We start from the raw sequence: 20,852 nt of genomic DNA, 5'->3' as shown, positions 1-20,852 counted from the left end.
ATACTCCATCAAGCGCTTGGATTTGCGCGGAAGCATAACGCCCGCCGCGCATTGCTTGGAATTTGACGGATCGCAAGTGGCTGGCAATTCGCGCCAGGATGAAAAATTTTTTATGTTTCGCCGATGGCGGGGTTCATGGCTTGATGAGATATCCGGCGCCCGGAACCGTGGTGATCATGCTTGTCGTTGCACCCATGTCGATCTTCTTGCGCAGACGATGGACATGCATGTCGACGATGTTGCCGCGAGGATCGAAGGCATAGTCCCAGGCGGCCTCAAGCAACATGGAACGGGTTACGACGGAGCCGGCGTTGCGCATAAGGGTCTGCAGAAGCAGGAATTCCCTGAACTGCAGATCGATGATGCGCTCGTTCCTGCGCGCGATCCGCCGCCGGATGTCGAGCGACAGGTCACCCACGACCAAGATATTCTCATGACCATCATTTACGAAGTGCTTTGTAATCGCCTCGACGCGGGCGAGAAGCTCCGAAAAGAAGAAGGGCTTGGCCAAATAGTCATCACAGCCGGCGCGCAATCCCTCCACACGATCCATCGAGCTGGCCAATGCGCTCACCATGATCACCGGCACATTGACCTTCATCTCGCGAAGGCGCCTCACGAGCTCGATGCCGTCGAGCTTGGGCAGCAGCCGATCAACGACCAGGCCGTCGTAAATCAACTCCATCGCGAGCGCGAGGCCGAGTTCGCCATCGCTCGCGACATCGACGACATGCCCGGATTCGGAAAGCCCGCGCTTCAAATAGGCCGCACTTCGGTCATCATCTTCAACTACCAGCAGGCGCATTCATTCCTCGTTGAAGATAACACATGATTCCGAGCGCTCGCGAAGATGAAATTGATTTCATGTTCAGGCGAACGAACATTCAACATTGATTATCTAGATAATACGCGGAAACTAGTCAGCGTTCTTGGAGGAAATGTGTCGAAGATACTCGTGGTCGAAGACGACCTGGGGACGGCATCGGAAATCGAGGCAGCACTTGTGGACCACGGCTGCACCGTTACGCAATCGCTCGATGGCCGGGACGGGCTGGTCAAGGCGATTTCAGGCACATTTGACGCTATCGTTCTGGACCGCATGTTGCCCGGCGCCCTTGATGGACTTGGGATGCTGGCAGCTTTACGCGCCGCCTCGGTACAGACGCCAGTTCTAATTTTGAGCGCCCTTTCGGCAGTTGATGAGAGAGTCCGCGGCCTCAAGGCGGGCGGCGACGACTATTTGACGAAGCCGTTCGAAGCGCTTGAATTGACGGCGCGACTGGACGTCCTCATGCGCCGGCGCACCAGCGCCACCCAGGAGACCGTCTTGAGGGTCGGCGATCTTGAAATCAATCTTCTGACGCATACCGCAAGCCGGGCCGACAACGTTATCGATCTTCTACCACGGGAGTATCAGTTGCTTGAGTATCTCGCTCGGCACTCGGGCCAAATCGTCACGCGCACGATGATGTTCGAGGAAGTATGGCACTATCGCTACGGCGAAGCGACGAATGTCATCGATGTCCATATCAGCAAACTTCGCAAGAAGCTGGATCTGCCTGGCCTTGCGCCTATGATCCGAACGCTTCGTGGTTCAGGCTATGTTCTCGATGCGGCCAATTGAACTTTTTAGAACAAGCGGTTTCCGGTTGGCGCTTGCCTTCCTGCTCGTGTTCGGCACCGCTGCAAGCGCGCTGTTTCTGTTTGTCGATTGGCAGATGCGGGACTTTCTCGACCAGAGAAGCGACGAATGGCTCACGCGCGAGATGCAATCGCTTCAAAGCTTGCCGGCAGACGCGATCGTCTCGCGCCTTTCACTCCGCAGCAAAGACCTGACGAACGCAGAGCGTCCATTTTCTCTCTTCAATCAGGATGGCAAACTCATCGCGGGTGTACCGCTCGCCTATCCGGAAAAAGCTGTCTTTGACACCCCCTTCGATTTCGCAGACCACAGCGCGGCAAGGAAAGATCATTACAGGGGATTGCTACATCGCCGTGCTGACGGCGGCTCCATCCTCGTTGCGCAAAGTCTGCATGAGCAGCGTGAGTTTCGGGAACGCCTTGAAAATGCGACGCTGTTCGCGTCGCTGACGACGGCGCTACTCGGACTTGCAGGCGCCATTGCCGTCGGCTTCGGCGCGGTTCGCCGGCTGGACGCTATGTCCGGCGCTGCCGCGCAAATCATGAAGGGCGACCTCAAACAGCGACTGCCGACAGGCCGCGCCGGTGGCGACATCGATCGTCTCGCCAATGTCGTCAACGAAATGCTCGACGAGATCGAGCGCCTGATGCAGGAGGTGAAAGGCGTTTGCGATAACATCGCCCACGACATGCGCACTCCGCTCACGCGCCTGCTGGGTAGCCTTGAGCGCGCGCGCCGGCGCGCCACCAATATCGAAGAATATCACGGCTATATCGATGAATCGCTCGAGGAGGTTCGCGGTATTCTGAAGACGTTCGGTGCGCTCCTGCGCATCTCGGAGGTGGAAGATGGCTTGCGAAGGTCGGGCTTCATTGACATCGATCTGAAAGCGATCGCACGCGATGCCGTCGATTTCTTTGAGCCCGCGGCCGAGGAATGCGGCGTCACTCTCGCATATGCCTCAAGCACCGACGAGCCTGCTGTTATCTCAGGCGACCCCAGCTTGATCTTCGAAGCGATCGCCAACCTGATCGACAATGCGATCAAGTTCACGCCAAGGGATGGGCGAGCAACCGTCCGTGTCGAAGGAAACGGGCGCGTTGCGACTGTTGCCGTCGAGGATACGGGCATAGGGATCCGCGCAGAAGACGCCGACGCCGTACTTCGCCGCTTCTATAGAGCCGAGAAAAGCCGACATGCCCCTGGTAATGGACTGGGATTGAGCCTGGTTTCGGCCATTGCGAGGCTTCACGGCATGCGCCTTGAAATCACAACACCAAATATTGGCACCTGCGTTCGTCTGGCAACCGATTAGGGTTGCTTTGTCGCAAGAAACCAGAAATCGTGAGCGGTTCCCCTCTGCAGTGCATCCACACTGTTGAAGTCGAAACGGTCACCCTGCCCGGTAAAATGATCGCCCGAAATTCGACGCGACGTCCGCTAAGGCCGAAAGCGATCACGGAAAGACTGCTGCTCCTGATGGGAATTGAACTGTAGACCCTGTGATCTCTACTACCGGGACAAAGCCTTGTTATGGAGCTGGACGGATTGTCCAACCGAGAAGATATGTGTCGCAGCGGCACGGCGGATCGGGCAGCCATTGCGCCGTAGAATAGCTGATACAGTCACGATTGCTGATGGTCCTTTTCGAGGATGGCTTCGAGGTCCGATATGTTGATCGGCACCATCTGTCGCGCCGAACCCTGCATGGCAATCGCCGGCAAATAGATGAAGGCAGCGATACGTCGCCATGCCAGCCGGAAAGCGCCTTCGAGAGGCTCCTCGTCGTAATCGACGCGATAGTCTCCAGCCGGCTGAGGCGCTTCAAAGCCCGGCAACAGGAACGGAGAAGAAAAGCAAATGACGGTTTGCGTGGTGCGATTGTTCATGATGGCAAATCTCCGCGGGAACACATAGATGCGGCTCCCCTGTCATTCGCATTAGAACAGGAACGATCCCGAGGCTGCCGACAGATCCGCGGTCAGCGATGGGTTCATTCCAATTCGAACGCAGCGACATGCGTGCCGAAACGGCGCGATGCATTCGCTATCGAGAATTCGGAGTGCATGGCGGGTCGTAGTCTCTGACACCGCGAAGCCAGATGGGCCAAATCAACGAAACTCATCGTTAATCCCCGATTGAGTTTCAATCAAGGCGCTCAAGCGTTTTCCTGATTTTTCTCAGAAAAATCTAAATTGAATATAATAATAAAATATCTTTCTCGTATTATTACTTCAAGAAAATACAAATGACCATCTTGGAATTTACCGTCAAAATTATGCGGTATTCCAGATATTATTTTCGCATATCTCTCCTTATCGAATAATATTTCCTAGCACTCCTATCAATCGAGCGCCATCGATACTATTTAACAGTTGCAGCCGCTCTATGCGCCGGCAGCAGAAAGATTTCTCATGATATTCCGCCCGCTCCATGACCGCATCGCTATCCGGCGCGACGAAGCTGACACCAAATCCAAGGGCGGAATCATCATTCCCGATACCGCCAAGGAAAAGCCCCAGGAGGGCGAAGCGATCGCCGTCGGCCCTGGCTCTCGCGACGAAAGCGGCAAGCTGATCCCTCTCGATGTCAAGCCCGGCGATAAGATCCTCTTCGGCAGGTGGTCCGGAACCGAGGTCAAGATCAACGGCGAAGATCTGTTGATCATGAAAGAAGCCGACATCATGGGCATCATCGAAAAGACCGTCGCGACTGCCGACAAGGCCGACTGACCCGTCGAATTTTCGATCCCTTACCTCAAGACCGAACTGGGCAAAGACCATGTCTCCCAAGGAAATCATCTTCTCCACCGAGGCCCGCGAGCGATTGCTTCGCGGCGTGGAACTGCTGAACAATGCCGTTAAGGTGACGCTCGGCCCCAAGGGCCGCAACGTCGTCATCGACAAATCCTTCGGCGCTCCGCGCATCACCAAGGACGGCGTCACCGTCGCCAGGGAAATCGAACTGGAAGACAAGTTCGAGAACATGGGAGCGCAGATGGTGCGCCAGGTCGCCTCCAAGACCAATGAGCTTGCTGGCGACGGCACGACGACGGCGACCGTGCTTGCCGCCTCCATCTTCCGCGAAGGCGCCAAGCTGGTTTCGGCTGGCATGAACCCGATGGACCTGAAGCGCGGCATCGATCTCGCCGTTACCGCCGTGCTTGCGGAAATCAAGGCGCGCGCCACCAAGGTCGGGTCTTCGGGTGAGATCGCGCAGGTCGGCACGATTGCCGCCAATGGCGACGCCGCCATCGGCGAGATGATCGCCAGAGCGATGGACAAGGTCGGTAACGAAGGCGCCATCACCGTTGAAGAGGCCAGAACGGCAGAGACCGAACTCGATGTCGTCGAGGGCATGCAGTTCGACCGCGGTTATCTCTCGCCCTATTTCGTGACGAACACCGAGAAGATGCGGGTGGAAATGGACGACCCTTACATCCTCATCCACAAGAATAAACTTGGCAACCTGCAGGCGATGCTGCCGATCCTCGAGGCCGTGGTGCAGAGCGGCAAGCCGCTGCTGATCATCTCCGAGGATGTCGAGGGCGAAGCTCTTGCGACGCTGGTCGTCAACAAGCTGAGAGGCGGCCTGAAGGTCGCAGCCGTCAAGGCACCGGGTTTCGGCGCTCGCCGCGAGGCCATACTGGAAGACATCGCCGTCCTGACGGCCGGCCAGATGATTTCCGAGGATCTCGGCATCAAGCTGGAGAACGTGACACTCGACATGCTCGGTAGCGCCAGGCGCGTGCTGATCGAGAAGGACACAACCACGATCATCGACGGCTCCGGCGACAAAGAGGCCATTCAGACCCGTGCCCGGCAGATCAAGGCACAGATCGTGGAGACGACGATCTCCGACTACGACAAGGAAAAGCTGCAGGAGCGCCTGGCAAAGCTCACCGGCGGCGTTGCAGTGATCCGCGTCGGTGGCGCGACCGAGCTTGCGGTCAAGGAAAAGAAGGACCGAATCGACGATGCCCTAAACGCCACCCGTGCGGCAGTTGAGGAGGGTATCGTTGCCGGCGGCGGCGTTGCGCTGCTGCGTGCGAAATCCGTGCTGGCGGGGCTGACAGGCGAGAACGCCGACGTGACGGCGGGCATCTCGATCGTACGTCGTGCGCTCGAAGCGCCGATCCGGCAGATCGCCGACAATGCCGGCGTCGAAAGTTCGATCGTTATCGGAAAACTCATCGACGGCAAGGATCACAACCAGGGCTTCGACGCGCAGACGGAAACCTATGTCGACATGATCAAGGCCGGCATCATCGATCCCGCCAAGGTCGTGCGGACCGCATTGCGGGACGCCGGCTCGATTGCGGCACTTCTTATCACTTGCGAAGCCATGATCGCCGATATTCCCGTGAGAGAATCAGCCCACAGCGCCGGAAACGACGCCATGGGTGGCATGGGATACTGAGAACCGTGCCTGGAGCGTGGCCGGGGGCGGAAATCTGAACAACAACAAATGCGGAGAATTCCAATAGCCATGCAGAGCAGCGGCAAGACATCATCAGCCAGCGCTTCGACAGCTACCGGCCCCGTCCAAGACAATCCCTGTGTGGGCCTACGTCGTCACGGCGGCCGCAATGATCGTCATCGGCTTCAACTGAGTGGCTTGGTGATCGCTGGCACGCCGCGCACCACAGCAGCAATAGCGAGTGACTTTGCACGCGCGAACCTGGCGTCCGCCATCTATGCCGAACGCCTCGACGCCGCGCCGGATGCCACCACTAAACTCATCGAGTTCAAGGTGATCACCGGCAGCCGTAAGAAGCATCAGTTCGTCGAAGCCGGTGGCTGGGCAACCATGCGAGAGCAGACCTCGCTCGCTTGCCGCAGCGTTCAGGGCTGCACCACCGCTCTCGCTACGTAAGAACCAGTTCCCGGATGCGCTCCTTCATGCTTGAGCGGAGCGCTCCATAATTTGTCAGAGCAGGAGAATAACAAGTGATCCGTTTCGAGAAAAAGCCCGATCCGCAGCCATTGCCGAAGGATGCCGAAACCAATAGCGCGGAGCCAGTCCGCGATTCCACAAAAAAAGAGAGTAAGAAGACGAGTACAGACGCCAAACATCGTCGCGCATCTGAAACGACTGATGACGATCGCCTCATTTGAGCGCATGCTTAAGCTTCGGCCGGTCCCTCATCCTGAGGCCGGCTCCATCAATTTCAACGATCAAAGGATCGCCCCAATGGCCAAAGGACAATTGAGAAGCAACCGCGAGGCGCGGAAGCCGAAACAGGAAAAGACGACGGTAAAAACAGAAGCAAGCTTCGCCAACCAGCTCAAGGACGCCGCGAAAAGCAGCCCGCAGGGCGGCAAACACAAGAGCTGAAGTCCACACGGAATAGCGCCGAGGCGGGCGGTGACGCCCGCCGAGCTGACGCCCTTTACAGACCCATTCCGAAACCCAGAGATCCGGCAACGATGAACACTGTTCATGAGATCTATCGCTTCGACTATCCGCTATTCCTCATCAGGTCTGCCATAGCGATGGCCGTCGCCTTCCCGGCACTCATTACCATGCGTGGAATTATTCTTTGATCGAGACCACCGACCGCGACCCAAACCTTCTCCTTTCCAACGAAAGGGCATGGCTCAAGATCCTCGCCAGATATCGTCAGCCGCATCTCAAACGCAGCATTGTCGAGCTTGCGGCGACCGCCATCCCGTTCGCGCTTTTCTGGGTCGGCGCATGGGCGTCGGTTCACTACGGCTTCTGGCCCGGCTTGATCCTGGTCGTTCCGGCAGCGGCTTTTCTGCTGCGTCTGTTCATGATCCAGCACGATTGCGGCCATGGCTCGTTCTTCGCGCGTCGACGCGCCGACGACTGGACAGGTCGCGTGATCGGTGTCTTGACGCTTACGCCCTATGATTATTGGCGCCGGGCGCATGCGGAGCATCACGCCTCGGCAGGCAATCTCGATGAGCGCGGCGTCGGCGACATAACGACGTTGACGGTATCGGAATATAGCGCCCTATCGTGGTTCGGGCGGCTTAACTACCGGCTCTACAGGCATCCGGCGATCATGTTCGGCATCGGCCCGGCTTGGCTTTTCCTGTTCAAGCAGCGACTGCCTTTCGGCATGATGCGATCCGGTTCCCTGCCATGGATATCCACCATGGCGACGAACCTGGCAATCGCTATCCTCTCCGCGATACTGATGTGGGTTATCGGAATCCTGCCCTTCCTGCTGGTGCATCTGCCGATCGCTCTGCTGGCGGGGGCCGCAGGCATATGGCTCTTCTACGTGCAACACCAGTTCGAGGAAACGCATTGGTCGAAAGAACCGGAATGGCAGTTTCCATATGCGGCCCTTCATGGCGCGTCGCATTACGATCTGCCGCTCGCTCTTCGCTGGATCACCGGCAATATAGGCATCCATCACGTTCATCACCTGTCGAGCAGAGTGCCCTATTACCGGCTGCCGGAAGTGCTGAGAGACCATCCCGAACTGGCCGGCATCGGCCGCGTCACGCTGATGGAGAGCCTGCGTTGCGTAAAGCTGGTTCTCTGGGATGAACAAAGCCGACGCCTGATCTCGTTTCGCGATGCTGCAAAGCTGCGGCACGCCTGATAGCGGCGATTTAGCCGGTCATCATGGATGAGGCGCGTTGTTCCGGGCTCTGTTGCAAAATCAGCTTGCTGTTGGAAGGCGCGCTGAAAGTCATGTGATGAACCTCCAGGCCGCGTGTTCTAAAGACTGGCGTGAGATAACTTTGGGAGAATGAATAATGTGGATCACGCTATCGATCGAGAACGGTCCCATTGCCAGATTCAATATGAGCCACGTTACGCACTACATGCGTCACGACACTCAGAAAGGTTCCACGCTATATTTCGACTTTCTTGACAACAATGGCCATCCGAAGAAAACGCTTGTTAACGAACCGCCTGAGCGGATTGCCGAGCTGGTCGAGGCAGAGCAACAAAGATTGGCTAGCCTTGGTGTTGGTTCATGGATCCGGACATGAGCGGATGGCGTTCTTTGGTGGGACTGGCAATCCGGTCGTTTCTTTGTGCCAGACAGATCCCGGCTGACGCAGGCAAGTATGCGGTTGAGAACGGGACAGCCGCTGGCGACTTCCGTCTGCTTACCACAAAGCGATCAAGCCCGTGGCCGCTGTCCGATGATGGACTTGCATCGGCCCCATGGGGTCTCGACCAGCGCACTTTCCCCAGCCGGCAGTGGCTTGCCACATTATGCGACCGCGTCTCATCGTGCTGCCGCTGGAATATTCGCTGGGTACGCCTCACGACAAATTGGATGCGAAATACATATCGATCTGCTGTCAAATTAGTGGTTGCGACATGAGATGGCGAACGGGCGCTGCTCTCAAAGGCAGCGCTCGCCCTATCCCTCAAGAGCAAGCTTGCGGCTGCGGCTCGTACCGGTCGTAGAGTGATCTCAGTTTAGCCCGCTGGGTACTGGGCATGTTTTGTTGGAAGTCGCTTAATGCCCAGAACATGGCGATCCTCTCCAGCTGCGTCGGATTGACTATCCCGTATCGAAATAGGCCGACCAACCCGACAGCAAAACCCTCTCGGCTATAGTCAGTGTCGTCGAACCAGCTCTGTGTCGTCGCCGTATCGAACACCTGTTTTATGATTTTAAGTTGGCTTTGCGACAACTTTCCCTGCGCGAGACGTTTCAACTGTTCCATGATCGTCTCCATCGAAAGCCTACCCACAAATACATGTAATCGTCGCATGAGCTGAGATTATCATGCATAAGTTGAGTCTGCTTTACATTTTTCAACTAAAAGGTACTCACATCGAGCCGGCAAATCTGTCCCCCGGCGCTGTGCTGCTTTCGCAAGTTCGAGCGCCCGGCGATGAGGTAAGCGCAAAAGCAAGGCTAGCAATTGCGACGGTCAGCTCCAAATGCTTCACTACATTCCCGCCAAAAGAATAATCGGCATTCATTGCGCGGGAGCGGCTGCCGGCGGAATTGCGGCGGGGGCCATTCTCCTCATTCAGGCGTTCGTCAGCGTATAGTTTGAGGACGGGTGGGCCGGTCGCGCTCTATCCTTAGGGCCTTAAGAAGCGCGGCCTTTTCGAGCCGGCCGGCTACGTCACCAGTGGTAATCGGCCGGAAGACCGTCTCGGTCTTCTCACGGATTGGGCAGGTGAATCGCTTTAAGCGTTTAGACATGATCATAACCAAAGGTGAACTGGTGGAAGGCTAATGCTCAGAATGGCGACGGTCACAGCGATCAAAACGGATGTCTCAATCAGCAGGCGCGTTAAGCGCGATGTATTGGTGAAAACAATGTTTTTCATTTCTGCTCCTTGTTATAATTATTTTCTAGTAATTGGGTACAGTAGCACGATTTTTTGGAAAAAATTTATAAATTTTATGAAAGATTAATTTAGTTTCCTCATCGAGTCGTTGCGGAGAGGATGACCAAGCTAGGGACGCTTAAACGGCTTGTACGATTGGCGTCTTCAGCTTGAGACTGAGTAGTTGTCGGCAACTTATAATTGACGTTTCGCGCCTACATTCTTGTGCCGTGCATCGCCGGCGGCTTAATCAAGGCTTTGGCATCTCGGTCTTGCCGTGCGCCGGCAGATCTTGAGGGCCTCGGTGAGACCAACCGTGCCGGCTTAGAGTCCGCCGCACGCAATAGGGGCAAATGCCGAACGTTGGTCCGGCAGCGAAGACAACCCAACTGTCACTGTCAGTGAGGGCGCTGCCTAAAATTCTGATCTCTGGGCCGGGTGACCATTTCGATTTAAGGCGCGAGCCGCTGATCACCATCTCAATCGCAAGACCTCGTCCAGCTGAAAAACAGACATCTGGACAATGATGCGGGAGAAAGCGGTCCGCTACGGTAATGTTTTGATGCCCAGCGCTAAGTCCGCACAACGATCTGTGCAACTGCCATCATTTCCGCCAGGAGGCCACTCCGCGCCTTATCTTTCAACCTCGTGGCGAATCCACCCTGTTACGGGTTGGGCTGCCTCCAATGGCCGGTGATAGTGATCATCGCAAGCAGTTTCAGCGTATTGCCGTAATAGTCTGCATTTTCCACTGTTCGCTTTGTCATGTCAGTCCATAGTGCATCCAACCAGTTCTGGTTCGTTGCTTCAATGGATGCGGATACAGCAAACATCGATACAAAGGCCATTGCACCACGACCACTCTCGGCGACTGCATTGCCGCTGAGCTTGTAAGTACCGGCGATATTGGCCGGATCACCATTGGTTGCGCGCTTGATCCAACTATTGAGGGGTCGGAGCGCTGCGAGTGCCCGCTGATCGTCATTGAGCAGGTAGTCAACTGCAATGCGCCATGGATAGCGCGCAGCGTTCCAGGAATAGGCGCCATCATTCGGTCCTTCGAGAAAATTAGCGCCAGCCGGACGCGGCGCCGTCGGGAGGCCAACGATGAAATCAGGCATCAATGCTGTCTGCGAGCTGTATTTGCTGCGAATCTTGTCGATGATCGAATATGTTTCATCACGTACCGCATACCAAGTGCGGTCACCCGTCGCGCCGGCGAAAGCTTTGAAATGGGAGACCATGAAGTCGGAAGATCGAGTGACGGGGGCATATTGCATTTCATCTGCGTCATCGACCCAATCACCGATGCGAACGAAGCGACTGTCTGCATCGATCTCGTGTTTGCCGATTGAGGCAATGACCTTCAATGCCTCCTTGCGATAGTTCAAGTTGCCATCACTGCCCCACTTTCTATCTGCAAGAAGCAACGCATAGGCGATATCAAGGTCTCCGTCGGTGGCACTGTGGTCGCCGGCAACCTCGCGCGCATTGCCACAACCCTTGGTCTGGTTCCAGGCCATGAGACCAGGACCTGATTTGGCCGGATGGTCGTGAAAATAGTGGACCATTCCATCAAACACCGCATGCGCGGCCGGATCGAAGTCTGCCATCAGAACTGAAATAAGCATCCCATAACCATGGGCCTCGGAAACGGTGATCGTGGATTTTGCCGTCCCACCCCCGACCGACTTGCCGTCGGCGGTTACACCCACATAGTAACGGCCGCTTCCGCAGTCTTGCACGAGATAAGTTGAACGCCATTTTTTGTAGAAATCAACCAGGGATTGATCCAGCTGTTGCTGTGTAAAGCCTGTGGGTCGAATACCCTCGGCGGATTGGGCGTCACCCGCGGAAATCCCCAATGCCGGCGGTAACGTCATAAGAAGCGTATAGAGGCTCTTTCCGATTTTCATAAATCCCCCGGATTTACATGGGTCTTTCTTGGCGAGCGGATGCGAAAACCAACGGATCGCTTTCCGCTGATCATTGTCGTTGTGGAGCGCAATCTAATCAATTCTGTGTTGAATGTTTGGCTGTCGGCTTGAGCCAAGCCGTGCGGAAGTCGTTGCGCTTCGCGGCTCTAAAGAGCACCTGTTGGAGTTCTGGCCGCTTCGTCGGCAGCCATATTCTACTTTTCGGGCATCCTGCCAGTGATCCCGATTGAGTAATTCCTCGCCAGCAATACGCCCCGCCCAGAACGTAGCCGCCGCCGTGGATATTGTAGATCGCGGGCTGCGGACCGGCTCCGGTTGGGGTACAGATCCGCAGCTGGACGGGTGAGCCGCCATCGGGCGAGCGACGTCGACAATGCGGGGCGCATCCCCAGCCATGCCCAGCTGCCAGAAGGACTGCTCCACCGCCGCCCGCACATCCGCAAGGTTATTGGCATTGAGGCCAAAAACCGTTTCTTCAGGCAGGAACGGACGACCCCAAGCACCCGCTCAGTCCTCCCCTGGACCTGGCTCGACGAGTTCGATCAGCACATTGTCTGGCCCCTTCAGATAGACAACGCGCCGGCCTGCCCAGGGGCCGTTCGCCACGACCTGCGGCGAGCCGAAGGCGACCCAATCATGGGTCGCAGCGACGCAAAGCAAGGCATCGATGTCCTTCACCAACAGGCCGAGATGCGTGGCACCACTGTCGCAGGCCTGGAAGGCGAGCGCCTTGCGTCCGAGTGCCGTCTTATATTCCAGCAGCTCGACGACATGAGGTCCCTTCGCCAGCATGGCAAGGGCGATGGAGCCGTCGTAAACGCCCGTGACGTCGCGAACGAAGTCACTGTCCTGAAGTTCGTCGCGCCCGACCAGTTCGAAGCCGAGGATATCGATCCAGAAGCGCAACGAGGTTTCGAGGGACGTGACTGTGATCCCGACATGATGCACACAGATGCCGGATGCATCGTTACGCATGGCCACGCTCTTCCCGAAACAAGTAGAGCGCTTGCTGCACAGGGCGATCGGAAAAGGAAAAGAGTACGCTTTCGTCGTTACTCTCATGCCAAACCTGGTGCCACGAGGGCGCGACAAAGATGTCGCGCTTGCCCCATTCAATGACGGTGTCACCGATATGCGTCCGGCCGCGTCCCTCGATGGGCACGAAGACGGTGGCGTCGGTCGAGCGGTAGCGGGAGGTCACAAAACCCTTCGGCAGAAGTTGAATGAAGGTGCCGATGGTTGCCATGGCGTGATTTCCGGTGATCGGATTGGTGTAGCGCATCTTCAACCCATGGCACGGGTCCCAGGCATCGTGACGGCGCATGCGTTCGAGCGCATCGCGAGTTCGCTCGTAAGGGTAGTTGAAGACTGGTGACGTGCCACCGGCGGTGCCGTGGTCGACAGGCAGAAGGTTGGCGCCGTAGCGGGCATCGCTGTCGCCGATCGGCCGATCCAGCGGCTGCTCATCCCTGTCGAGATGCTCGGCGAACGAGGCGTCGAGGAATTGAACGATGGGAATATCGAGCCCGTCGAGCCAGAAAATCGGCTCAGAGCTTTGATTGCCATGATCGTGCCACGCCATCGGCGGTGTGATGATGAAATCACCCTCGTGCATGATGGTCTTTTCGCCGTTGACAGTGGTGTGGGCGCCGCTACCCTCCAGCACGAAGCGTAGCGCACTTTGTGTGTGCCGATGGGCCGGAGCGACCTCGCCGGGCAGCACGAGCTGCACGCCGGCATAGAGATCGGTGGTAATCTTGGATTGCCCGCGCAGGCCCGGATTTTCCAGGACGAGGACGCGCCGCTCTGCCTCCTTCGCCGTGATCAGTCCGCCGGCTTCGAGGATCGCCTCGCGGATCGTTGGAAAGCTCCAGTGCGCCGGGCGGCAAAGGCTGCGGGGGGTCGGGGTGACCAGATCGGCGAGTGACGTCCACAGCGGCGTCATGTTGTTGCGGCCGATCCGATCGTAGAAATCCTGGCGCAGGGCCTCAGTCGAGGCGGCCGTGTGTGGATCAGCCGACATGGGCGCCTCCTGCAGCGATGGGTTCGGCGACGGTCTTGCCGCGAAGGCGGATGGGGGCGGTTTCCTTGAGTAGCAGGATGACGACGATGCCGAGGCCAAGGGCATAAAGCGGAACCGCTGCCGCATGCTCGATGCCGTAATGTTTTGCGATGGTGCCAGCGATGGCAGGCGCAAAGCCGCCGCCAAAGACTTCACCGATGCCGATGACCATGCCGGAGCCAGTGGCCATCAGCCGGGCAGGCACGGATTCGGCCGTGATGGGGCCGACCGTCAGCGTAAGCAGAGCATAGAGGCTGCCCATCGCCACCATCATGCAAAGGAAAAGCACGGTAACATTGGCGCCCGCGCCGCCGAAAATCCAGAAGGCGCCGAAAGCGAGCACGGCCGACAGCAGCATGACGGGTTTGCGGCCGACCCGGTCGGACAGCGCCGGCAGCAGCAGGGCGCCGATCGCACCGCCGAAACCCATGGAGGACAGGATGAGACCCATCTGGTCCATGCTAAGGTGCAGGTGGTCCACCAGGTAGCTCGGAAACAGTGCTGCCACCACGATGATGCAGGTAAGCCAGAATAGCTGACAGAGAATCGCGAGCGGTACGTTCCGATAAGCGAAGACCTCGTACCAACGGTGCGTACCGGCGTCATGGGTTGTGCTGTGGGTCGCGATTTCCGCGGGCACCGGCTGCTCCAGGACCCGATGCAGGAGGTAGGCGACGATCAAGCCTGGAACGGCGACCATCAGGAAGATCCAGGGCCAGTTGACGACTTTGAGCAATTGCGTCACCGCGAGCGGCGCAAGGCCGAGGCCGAGCAGGGCTGGCATGGTCTGCTGGATGCCGACATTCAGCCCATGCCGTTTCGGCGGCGAGGCATCCATCGTCGCGATGATGCTGGCGGGCGTGAAGGCGCCTTCGGCCAGACCCATCGCCACGCGCGCTAGAACCAAGGTGACGATGCCCGTTGCAAGGCCGCTGAACCCGGCGATCAGCGAGAAGATGAATAGGGCCGGCACGATGATTTTCTTGAATCCGAAGCGGTCGGACAGATTGCCCGTAAAGAGGGAAGACAGGCCCCACGCTACCGCCAGCGCGCCGGTGATGATGCCGAGATCCTGGTAATCGAGGCCGAGATCGCGGGCGAGAACCGGCATCATCGGCACGATGATGAACCGGTCGACGCCGACGAGGCCGAGGCCGAGCGACAGCAGCGTCACCGCCTTCCATTCATATCCCTTCGGTCGCCCGGATCGGTCGACCGTATCATTTGCATTCGTTACGACGGGTATCATTCTGCATCCTCCTGGTTGGCTGGCAAAGCGCGTTCGAAAGCGGGCAGCGACAGCGCTGCGTCCGCGATGCGTTTCAATGTCGGAAAGGGAGAGAGATCCAAGGCGTAGGTTCTTGCGTTGATGACCTGCGGCACGAGGCAGATATCGGCGAGCGAGACCGCGTCGCCGTGGCAGAACCGGCCGGTCTCGCCGCTTGTCGAAAGTGCGGCCTCCAGCGCGCGAAATCCTTCGGCGATCCAATGATTGTACCAGCCGGCGACAGCCGCGTCCGGCTGGCCGAGCGGCCCGCGCAGGTAATTGAGCACCCTTAGATTGTCGATTGGATGCACGTCGCAGGCGATGAGCTGTGCGAGCGCGCGCACCCGTGCCCGGCCCGCCGAGTCTTTTGGCAACAGCGGCGGCTGGGGCCGCGTTTCGTCCAGATATTCAAGGATCGCCAAGGACTGCGTAAACGTCTGACCATCGATCTCCAACGCCGGCACTAGGCCCTGCGGATTGATGCGGCGATAGTCAGGCGAATTCTGTTCTCCGCGCCGGAGGTGATGGGGCGCGGTCCGGTAGGCCAAACCCTTGAGGTTGAGGGCGATGCGCACTCGAAACGAGGCCGAGGAGCGGTAGTAGCCGTGGAGGGTGAGGGGCGCACTCATGTGATCGACACCCGAAGCGGCGGCAGGCCATCGATGCGGGCTTTGAGCGTATCGCCGCTCACCACCGCACCGACGCCCTCGGGCGTGCCGGTATAGATGAGGTCACCGGGAGCGAGGTCCATGTAGCGCGATAGCCAATGGATGATCTCCTCGACCGACCAGATCAATTTGGACAGCCTGCTTTCCTGCCGGCGTTCGCCATTGACGTCGAGCGTCACCGTCGCCTCCGCGACGGCGTTCCAGCGGGCGACGGGAACAATCTCGCCGATCGGAGCAGAGTGGTCGAAGGCCTTGCCCATATCCCACGGCCGGCCCTTTTCACGGGCGGCGATCTGCACGTCGCGGCGTGTCATGTCGAGGCCGACGGCGTAGCCGAATATATGCAGGGTGGCATCCTCGACCGGAATGTCAGCACCTGCCCTGCCGATGGCGACCACGAGTTCCACTTCGTAGTGGTAGTTGCCGGTCATGCGCGGATAGGGAATGCGTGCGCCGTCCATCTCCACCGTGTCAGCGGGCTTCAGGAAAAAGAACGGCTCCTCGCGGTCGACCGCAAAGCCCATTTCCCGCGCATGGGCCTCGTAGTTCCGGCCGACGCAGTAGATGCGCCGGACCGGAAAGGTGCCTCCGCCGACGACCGGGACGGTCGGAACGGCCGGGGGCTGGAAGACATGGCTGTTCGTCATGACGCTCTCCGTCGATATCGGGGGGCTCACCAGGCCGTGAGGCCGCCATCCACCTTGATGTCCGTGCCGGTGACCCAGCTCGCCTCGTCCGAGACGAGGTAGACAATGGCCCAAGCGACATCCTCGGGCTTGCCGTGGCGGCCGATCATCGTGTTGGCCTTCATGGAGGCCTCGAAGCCCGGAAGGTTGTCAAAAGCGAACTGGGCGGCCGGCGTATGGATGATGCCGGGTGAGACGGAATTGGCACGGATCCCGTGCGGGGCGCCCTCATAGGCCATCTGGCGGGTCATCGAGAGCACACCGCCCTTGCCGGTGGAATGGGCGATCGCGCCCATGTTGCGGGTTGCACCCCAGGCGGAGATCGAAGCGAAGTTGACGATACTGCCGCCGCCGCGCTTGATCATGTGCGGCCAGACGGCGCGCACGGGCAGGAACACGATGTCGAGTTCACCCTTCAGCGTCTTGTGCCACTGCGCGAGCGTCATGTCGGGCACGGATGCGAACTCGACGAAGCCCGCCGCCGTCACCAGCGTGTCGATGCCGCCGTATTTTTGAGCGACATAGTCCATGAGGGCGCTCGCGCCCGCTTCGCTGGTGAGATCATAGGAGACGGCGTCGATCTCGAAACCGTCGGCCTTCGCGGTGGCGACGGTGCCGGCCAGCGCCTCCTGATTGACATCAACGCCGACGACTGAAGCGCCTTCCTTGGCGAACAGCAGTGCAGTCCCCTGTCCGATACCGCTGGCAGCACCGGTGACGATTGTGACTTTTCCCTTGAGACGATTGGGCATGTCATACTCCCTGAATGGTTGGTGATGGGGTCCCTGCCCCGTTTTCGGGCGCAGGCCTTCGCCGCCGCCGCTTTCGCGGCGAGGTCGGTGTTTTAAAAATCGTTTGGTAGTTGCCCTGCGGTGGTCAGGCTGCGACGGGCTGTCCGGCCTCGCCTGCCAGGAAATCGAGGAGAAGATCGCCCACGATGTCCGGCCGTTCGATATTGGCGCAATGGCCGCAACCCGGGATGACGGCGACCTTGCTGCCGGCAATTCGCTTTGCCACCTCGCCGGCATAGCCGGGCAGACGCAGCTTGTCTTCGGCCCCGGCGATCAGCAGGGTCGGCACCCCGATCGCCTCATAATTGGTCGCATCAGCCTGCCCGAATTCCTTGCGTTCCGGCGCATTCGGCGACCGGAAGCGCGCCGCCGCTACCGCCTCCCAGGCGCCGGGCGCAATGCTCAGGGCATGCCGCCGGCGCACATAATCCTCGTCGCTGTGCCAAACGCTGCCTTCGAAGAGCGACCGGAGGATGCCGACCATGCCCTCCGGGCTGCCATCATAATGGGTGAGCCGCTTGCGCGCCTCATTCTCCGGCATCCAGCCGCCGCCACTGATTGCGACGAGCTTGTCGATGCCGAAGCCGGGATGGCGTTCCGCCGCAATCTGCATAAGGAACGTTGCCCCCATGGAATTGCCGACGAATGATGCCCGAGCGACCGCCAGAACCTCGAGCAAGCGCGCCATATGCGCGATCATGCGCGCCCGCTTGCCCTCGAAGTCATGGATCTTCGCCGTCAGACCGAAGCCGAGCCAATCGGGTGCAATCACCCGGTAACGTTCCGCAAGCGTCGGTATCAGATATTCCCAGCTCAGCTCCGCACAGCCGCCGAATTCGCCGCTGTGCAGCAGCACGACAAGCGGTCCTTCGCCGGCCTCCAGGTAATGCGTGCGGATCCCGTCGACGTTCACGAAGCGGTTGCGATAGGCCTTTGCCGCCACAGGAACCTTCGCTGCGGCGTTCATGACCGCACCTCCGCCAAGGGTCGCAGGCGCCGCAGGCGTGCCGTGGCGTCCGGATGCATCATGTCCGGCATCCATTGTGCACGGCCGTTGAGCGCACAGACCACGCTGTCGACCCCTGGCAAGGCGCCAACCGCCTTTTCGACCATGGCGATGATGTTGGCGGCCTGCCAGCAGACGGGGCTGGTCAGCCGGAGCGTTACCCGCACCGCGCCACGATCGAGATCGATCGATTCGATCATGCCCATCTCCCTAAGGGTAATCGGCGCGCCCGTCGCGATGGAGCATGGGTCCACAACCCTTTCGAGGGCCGTGTAGATTGCTGCCTCGTCAAGCATAGGCTGCCTCCTTCATGGTCGAGAAGGGTGCTGCGACGCCGGCACGGCGACGCTTGGCGAACTCGTCGTCCTTCGTCGCGGCGATGCGCGATTCCAGGTCGAGGCCGGTCATGCGGGCGTAGTTGTCGAAGAGGATCTTCTTCTTCGCAGCCCGGTCGATCTGCGGCAGGCCCGCGCCGGAGACCAACTCGTCCGGGAAGGCGAACTTGTGCACGAACGCCTCCAGCAGCGGCTGCGGGTGAAAAGCCATCGCGCCGGTTCCCCAGAGAATGCGGTCGATGGCATTCGGCCCGCCGGGGCCGACGAGCGAGGCCATGATATGCTGGAAGGCAGCCGGCCGCGTCGCGGCGAGCGCGCAGGTGATTTCGAGATTGACATAGACATTGGGGAAGCGCGCGAGCTGCCAGGCGGTTTCTTCGGCAAATGCCATGCCGCCGTGAATGATCTCGAAGTTGAGATCTGGAAAGGCCATGCAGGCGCGGTCGATATCGTCGACGCGATAATGTTCCATGGCAACCGGACCAAGCGGCAGCGCCTTGTGAATTGCCACCACCTTAATGCCAAGCTCCTGCGCCCTCTGGAACAACGGGAAGGCCACCTCCGGGTCGTCCATCTTCCAGCCTTGGATTTCCTGGCCGACCCAGCTATTGGGATAGAGTTTCAAGCCGACGGGCTTGAGGATCTCGACCTGGCGCTCAAGTTCGTCGAGCGCGGCTGTGCCCGTCAGCGGGTCGACGCCGCAATAGGTAATCATCCGGTTGGGCCACCGCTTTTTCGCCTCGACGGCCTTTTCGAAACTGCAGAGGCCATCGTGGAAGGAGTAGATAGGCAAGGCGTGGTATACCGCGAGGTCCGTGTCGCTTTCGACAAAAACCTGATCGACCGTTTCCTCGATACTCCAGTCCCTATAGAATTGTTTGCGTGTCGGCGCATAACCGGGCAGGGCTGCAGCGATAACCGAGTCGTAAACAAGATCGCACAAAGGTTTGGCGAAGCGATTGGCAAAATTTCTCTCATCCATGTTGTAGGCGTGGATGACCGCATCTATCACGTTAAGGCCGTCTATCATCGGGAAACCTCCCATCTCGATTTCTGTTACTTGGATTGTTCTAAAATTTGCGATCTTCGTCCAACGAGGAATACTGACCTCGTGATCAGGATTCGAGATCATGGATTGCTGGCCCGCGACGCGCCGGCCTGATTCAATTGCACGACATCATGCGCCACCTCACGAAATGTGACCGTGGACGGGTTCGGCTCATCGCCTTTCCAGGCAAGGAGCAGTTCATACGGCGTGGAAAAGTCTGCCAGGTCGCGAAAGACGACTCCGGGCTGAGGAAGTTGCGCTACCCATTTCGGCACCAACGTAACGCCAAGCCCGGCGCTGACGAGGGAGAGCAGCGTGTGTAGCTGGCCGCCCTCCTGGGCGACGCGCGGAGTAAAGCCCGCCCCCGCGCATGCCGTCTTGAGCAGATCGAGGATGCGGCTGTTCATTTGAAGGGGAAAGGTCACGAAAGGTTCCGTGGCGAGATCCGCCATCTCGACCACAGCCTTCAGCGCCAGGACATTCGCCGACGGAAGGGCGACCATCAGGGGCGCCGAAATCAGCACCTCGGTCTTGACCGCCGCCGCAAGATGCGAGGGGCTGGGGATGATGCCGATATCGACCGTGCCGGCGGCAATTGCCTCCACCTGAACGTCCCGGTCCATCGGAATGAGCTTGAGATCGACATGCGGCCAACGCTCGCGAAAATCCCGGATGATGGGCGATAGCAGGGTCCATAGCACGTTATCGACGAAGCCGATGGAAAGACGTCCGACAACGCCGCTGGCCGACGCCTTAAGCCGGCGAACTGCCTCATCCGTGCGCTTGAGGATCTCGCGCGCTTCCGGAAGAAAAACCTCGCCGAGCAAGGTAAGGCTGACATCCTGGCGCGAGCGCTTGATCAGGGTAAAACCGAGTTCGTCTTCCAGAAGCTTCAATTGCTGGCTGACGGCCGATTGTACGACATGCACCCGCTCAGCGGCCCGGCCGAAATGAAGCTCTTCAGCCACAGCGACAAAGTAACGGAGCCTGCGCAGATCCATGACCGCCTCCTTCCCAAGCGCCTGATCGCTTGCCCAATCGGAAGGCTACACATCTAGAATTTCGGCAACAGCGGCAAAGATTCGAGGATTACGGTCGAGAAAATCGAACGATCGGTCGGCCGC

The 20,852-nt window shown here is 58.9% G+C and carries 22 protein-coding genes and 1 pseudogene; 9 read left to right on the top strand and 14 right to left on the bottom strand.

The genetic code is table 11. The annotated features are described in order from the left end of the window. Window positions 1–133 precede the first annotated feature (133 nt). Window positions 134–805: a response regulator transcription factor gene (locus QD409_RS13030; protein WP_092854034.1), complete on the bottom strand. Its 672-nt coding sequence runs from the start codon at window positions 803–805 to the stop codon at window positions 134–136. Between the two features lie 135 nt (window positions 806–940). Here QD409_RS13030 and QD409_RS13025 point away from each other — a divergent pair, with 135 nt between their 5' ends. Then, window positions 941–1,624 carry a response regulator transcription factor gene (locus tag QD409_RS13025; protein WP_092854035.1) on the top strand — a complete coding sequence of 228 codons (684 nt, stop codon included), beginning with the start codon at window positions 941–943 and terminating at the stop codon, window positions 1,622–1,624. Continuing rightward, a complete protein-coding gene (locus tag QD409_RS13020) occupies window positions 1,611–2,957 on the top strand; it encodes a sensor histidine kinase (protein WP_245298121.1) in 1,347 nt (448 codons plus the stop codon). Before QD409_RS13025 ends, QD409_RS13020 begins: the two co-directional genes overlap by 14 nt. A gap of 310 nt (window positions 2,958–3,267) precedes the next feature. Here QD409_RS13020 and QD409_RS13015 read toward each other — a convergent pair whose 3' ends face one another. After that, the gene (locus QD409_RS13015; protein ID WP_092854037.1) at window positions 3,268–3,531 is read right to left on the bottom strand and encodes a hypothetical protein; all 264 of its coding nucleotides are present in this window, start codon (window positions 3,529–3,531) and stop codon (window positions 3,268–3,270) included. Between the two features lie 525 nt (window positions 3,532–4,056). On the opposite strand from QD409_RS13015, the gene QD409_RS13010 reads away from it, so the two are divergent. From QD409_RS13010 to QD409_RS12980, 7 genes and pseudogenes are all read left to right on the top strand, one after another. Next, window positions 4,057–4,374, top strand: coding sequence for a co-chaperone GroES (locus tag QD409_RS13010; RefSeq protein ID WP_092854092.1), 318 nt, complete (start codon window positions 4,057–4,059; stop codon window positions 4,372–4,374). A 49-nt stretch (window positions 4,375–4,423) separates the two neighbouring features. After that, entirely contained in the window at window positions 4,424–6,061 is a 1,638-nt protein-coding gene (gene groL / locus QD409_RS13005; RefSeq protein WP_092854038.1) for a chaperonin GroEL, read from the top strand. Between the two features lie 63 nt (window positions 6,062–6,124). Continuing rightward, window positions 6,125–6,517 (top strand): annotated as a pseudogene (locus QD409_RS13000) (hypothetical protein). Window positions 6,518–6,591: 74 nt separating this feature from the next. Further along, window positions 6,592–6,759 (top strand): hypothetical protein, encoded by a 168-nt coding sequence (locus QD409_RS12995; protein ID WP_092854039.1) that lies wholly within the window; start codon window positions 6,592–6,594, stop codon window positions 6,757–6,759. Continuing rightward, window positions 6,740–6,979 (top strand): hypothetical protein, encoded by a 240-nt coding sequence (locus tag QD409_RS12990; RefSeq protein ID WP_092854040.1) that lies wholly within the window; start codon window positions 6,740–6,742, stop codon window positions 6,977–6,979. The genes QD409_RS12995 and QD409_RS12990 overlap by 20 nt, the downstream gene beginning before the upstream one ends. Before the next feature lie 205 nt (window positions 6,980–7,184). Next, window positions 7,185–8,222 carry a fatty acid desaturase gene (locus tag QD409_RS12985; protein ID WP_092854041.1) on the top strand — a complete coding sequence of 346 codons (1,038 nt, stop codon included), beginning with the start codon at window positions 7,185–7,187 and terminating at the stop codon, window positions 8,220–8,222. A 157-nt stretch (window positions 8,223–8,379) separates the two neighbouring features. Continuing rightward, on the top strand, window positions 8,380–8,619 hold the full coding sequence (locus tag QD409_RS12980; RefSeq protein ID WP_092854042.1) for a hypothetical protein: 240 nt from the start codon (window positions 8,380–8,382) through the stop codon (window positions 8,617–8,619). A gap of 387 nt (window positions 8,620–9,006) precedes the next feature. On the opposite strand, the gene QD409_RS12975 is transcribed toward QD409_RS12980, so the two are convergent. The 12 genes from QD409_RS12975 to QD409_RS12920 form a co-directional block, all read right to left on the bottom strand. Continuing rightward, a complete protein-coding gene (locus QD409_RS12975; RefSeq protein ID WP_092854043.1) occupies window positions 9,007–9,309 on the bottom strand; it encodes a hypothetical protein in 303 nt (100 codons plus the stop codon). A gap of 1,284 nt (window positions 9,310–10,593) precedes the next feature. Further along, the gene (locus QD409_RS12970) at window positions 10,594–11,844 is read right to left on the bottom strand and encodes a glycosyl hydrolase family 8 (protein ID WP_092854045.1); all 1,251 of its coding nucleotides are present in this window, start codon (window positions 11,842–11,844) and stop codon (window positions 10,594–10,596) included. Between the two features lie 528 nt (window positions 11,845–12,372). Next, window positions 12,373–12,840, bottom strand: coding sequence for a VOC family protein (locus tag QD409_RS12965; protein ID WP_159432202.1), 468 nt, complete (start codon window positions 12,838–12,840; stop codon window positions 12,373–12,375). Then, entirely contained in the window at window positions 12,833–13,888 is a 1,056-nt protein-coding gene (gene gtdA, locus QD409_RS12960; RefSeq protein ID WP_092854047.1) for a gentisate 1,2-dioxygenase, read from the bottom strand. Before gtdA ends, QD409_RS12965 begins: the two co-directional genes overlap by 8 nt. Continuing rightward, window positions 13,878–15,176 carry an MFS transporter gene (locus QD409_RS12955; protein ID WP_092854048.1) on the bottom strand — a complete coding sequence of 433 codons (1,299 nt, stop codon included), beginning with the start codon at window positions 15,174–15,176 and terminating at the stop codon, window positions 13,878–13,880. Before QD409_RS12955 ends, gtdA begins: the two co-directional genes overlap by 11 nt. Then, complete coding sequence (maiA, locus tag QD409_RS12950) at window positions 15,173–15,823, bottom strand: maleylacetoacetate isomerase (RefSeq protein WP_092854049.1); 651 nt, start codon at window positions 15,821–15,823, stop codon at window positions 15,173–15,175. Before maiA ends, QD409_RS12955 begins: the two co-directional genes overlap by 4 nt. Then, on the bottom strand, window positions 15,820–16,509 hold the full coding sequence (locus QD409_RS12945) for a fumarylacetoacetate hydrolase family protein (protein ID WP_092854050.1): 690 nt from the start codon (window positions 16,507–16,509) through the stop codon (window positions 15,820–15,822). The genes maiA and QD409_RS12945 overlap by 4 nt, the downstream gene beginning before the upstream one ends. 26 nt (window positions 16,510–16,535) lie before the next feature. Beyond that, entirely contained in the window at window positions 16,536–17,300 is a 765-nt protein-coding gene (locus tag QD409_RS12940) for an SDR family NAD(P)-dependent oxidoreductase (protein WP_092854051.1), read from the bottom strand. Window positions 17,301–17,424: 124 nt separating this feature from the next. Further along, window positions 17,425–18,306: an alpha/beta fold hydrolase gene (locus QD409_RS12935; protein WP_092854052.1), complete on the bottom strand. Its 882-nt coding sequence runs from the start codon at window positions 18,304–18,306 to the stop codon at window positions 17,425–17,427. Further along, window positions 18,303–18,641 (bottom strand): metal-sulfur cluster assembly factor, encoded by a 339-nt coding sequence (locus tag QD409_RS12930; RefSeq protein WP_092854053.1) that lies wholly within the window; start codon window positions 18,639–18,641, stop codon window positions 18,303–18,305. The genes QD409_RS12935 and QD409_RS12930 overlap by 4 nt, the downstream gene beginning before the upstream one ends. Continuing rightward, window positions 18,634–19,710 (bottom strand): amidohydrolase family protein, encoded by a 1,077-nt coding sequence (locus QD409_RS12925; RefSeq protein ID WP_092854054.1) that lies wholly within the window; start codon window positions 19,708–19,710, stop codon window positions 18,634–18,636. The genes QD409_RS12930 and QD409_RS12925 overlap by 8 nt, the downstream gene beginning before the upstream one ends. 98 nt (window positions 19,711–19,808) lie before the next feature. Then, window positions 19,809–20,729, bottom strand: coding sequence for a LysR family transcriptional regulator (locus tag QD409_RS12920; protein WP_092854055.1), 921 nt, complete (start codon window positions 20,727–20,729; stop codon window positions 19,809–19,811). Between the last annotated feature and the right edge of the window lie 123 nt (window positions 20,730–20,852).

It is taken from the genome of Rhizobium sp. BR 315, from assembly GCF_050577975.1.
Taxonomy (GTDB): Bacteria; Pseudomonadota; Alphaproteobacteria; order Rhizobiales; family Rhizobiaceae; genus Rhizobium; species Rhizobium miluonense.
Note: the sequence above shows the minus strand (reverse complement) of the source record. Positions and strands in the feature narration are given on the sequence as shown.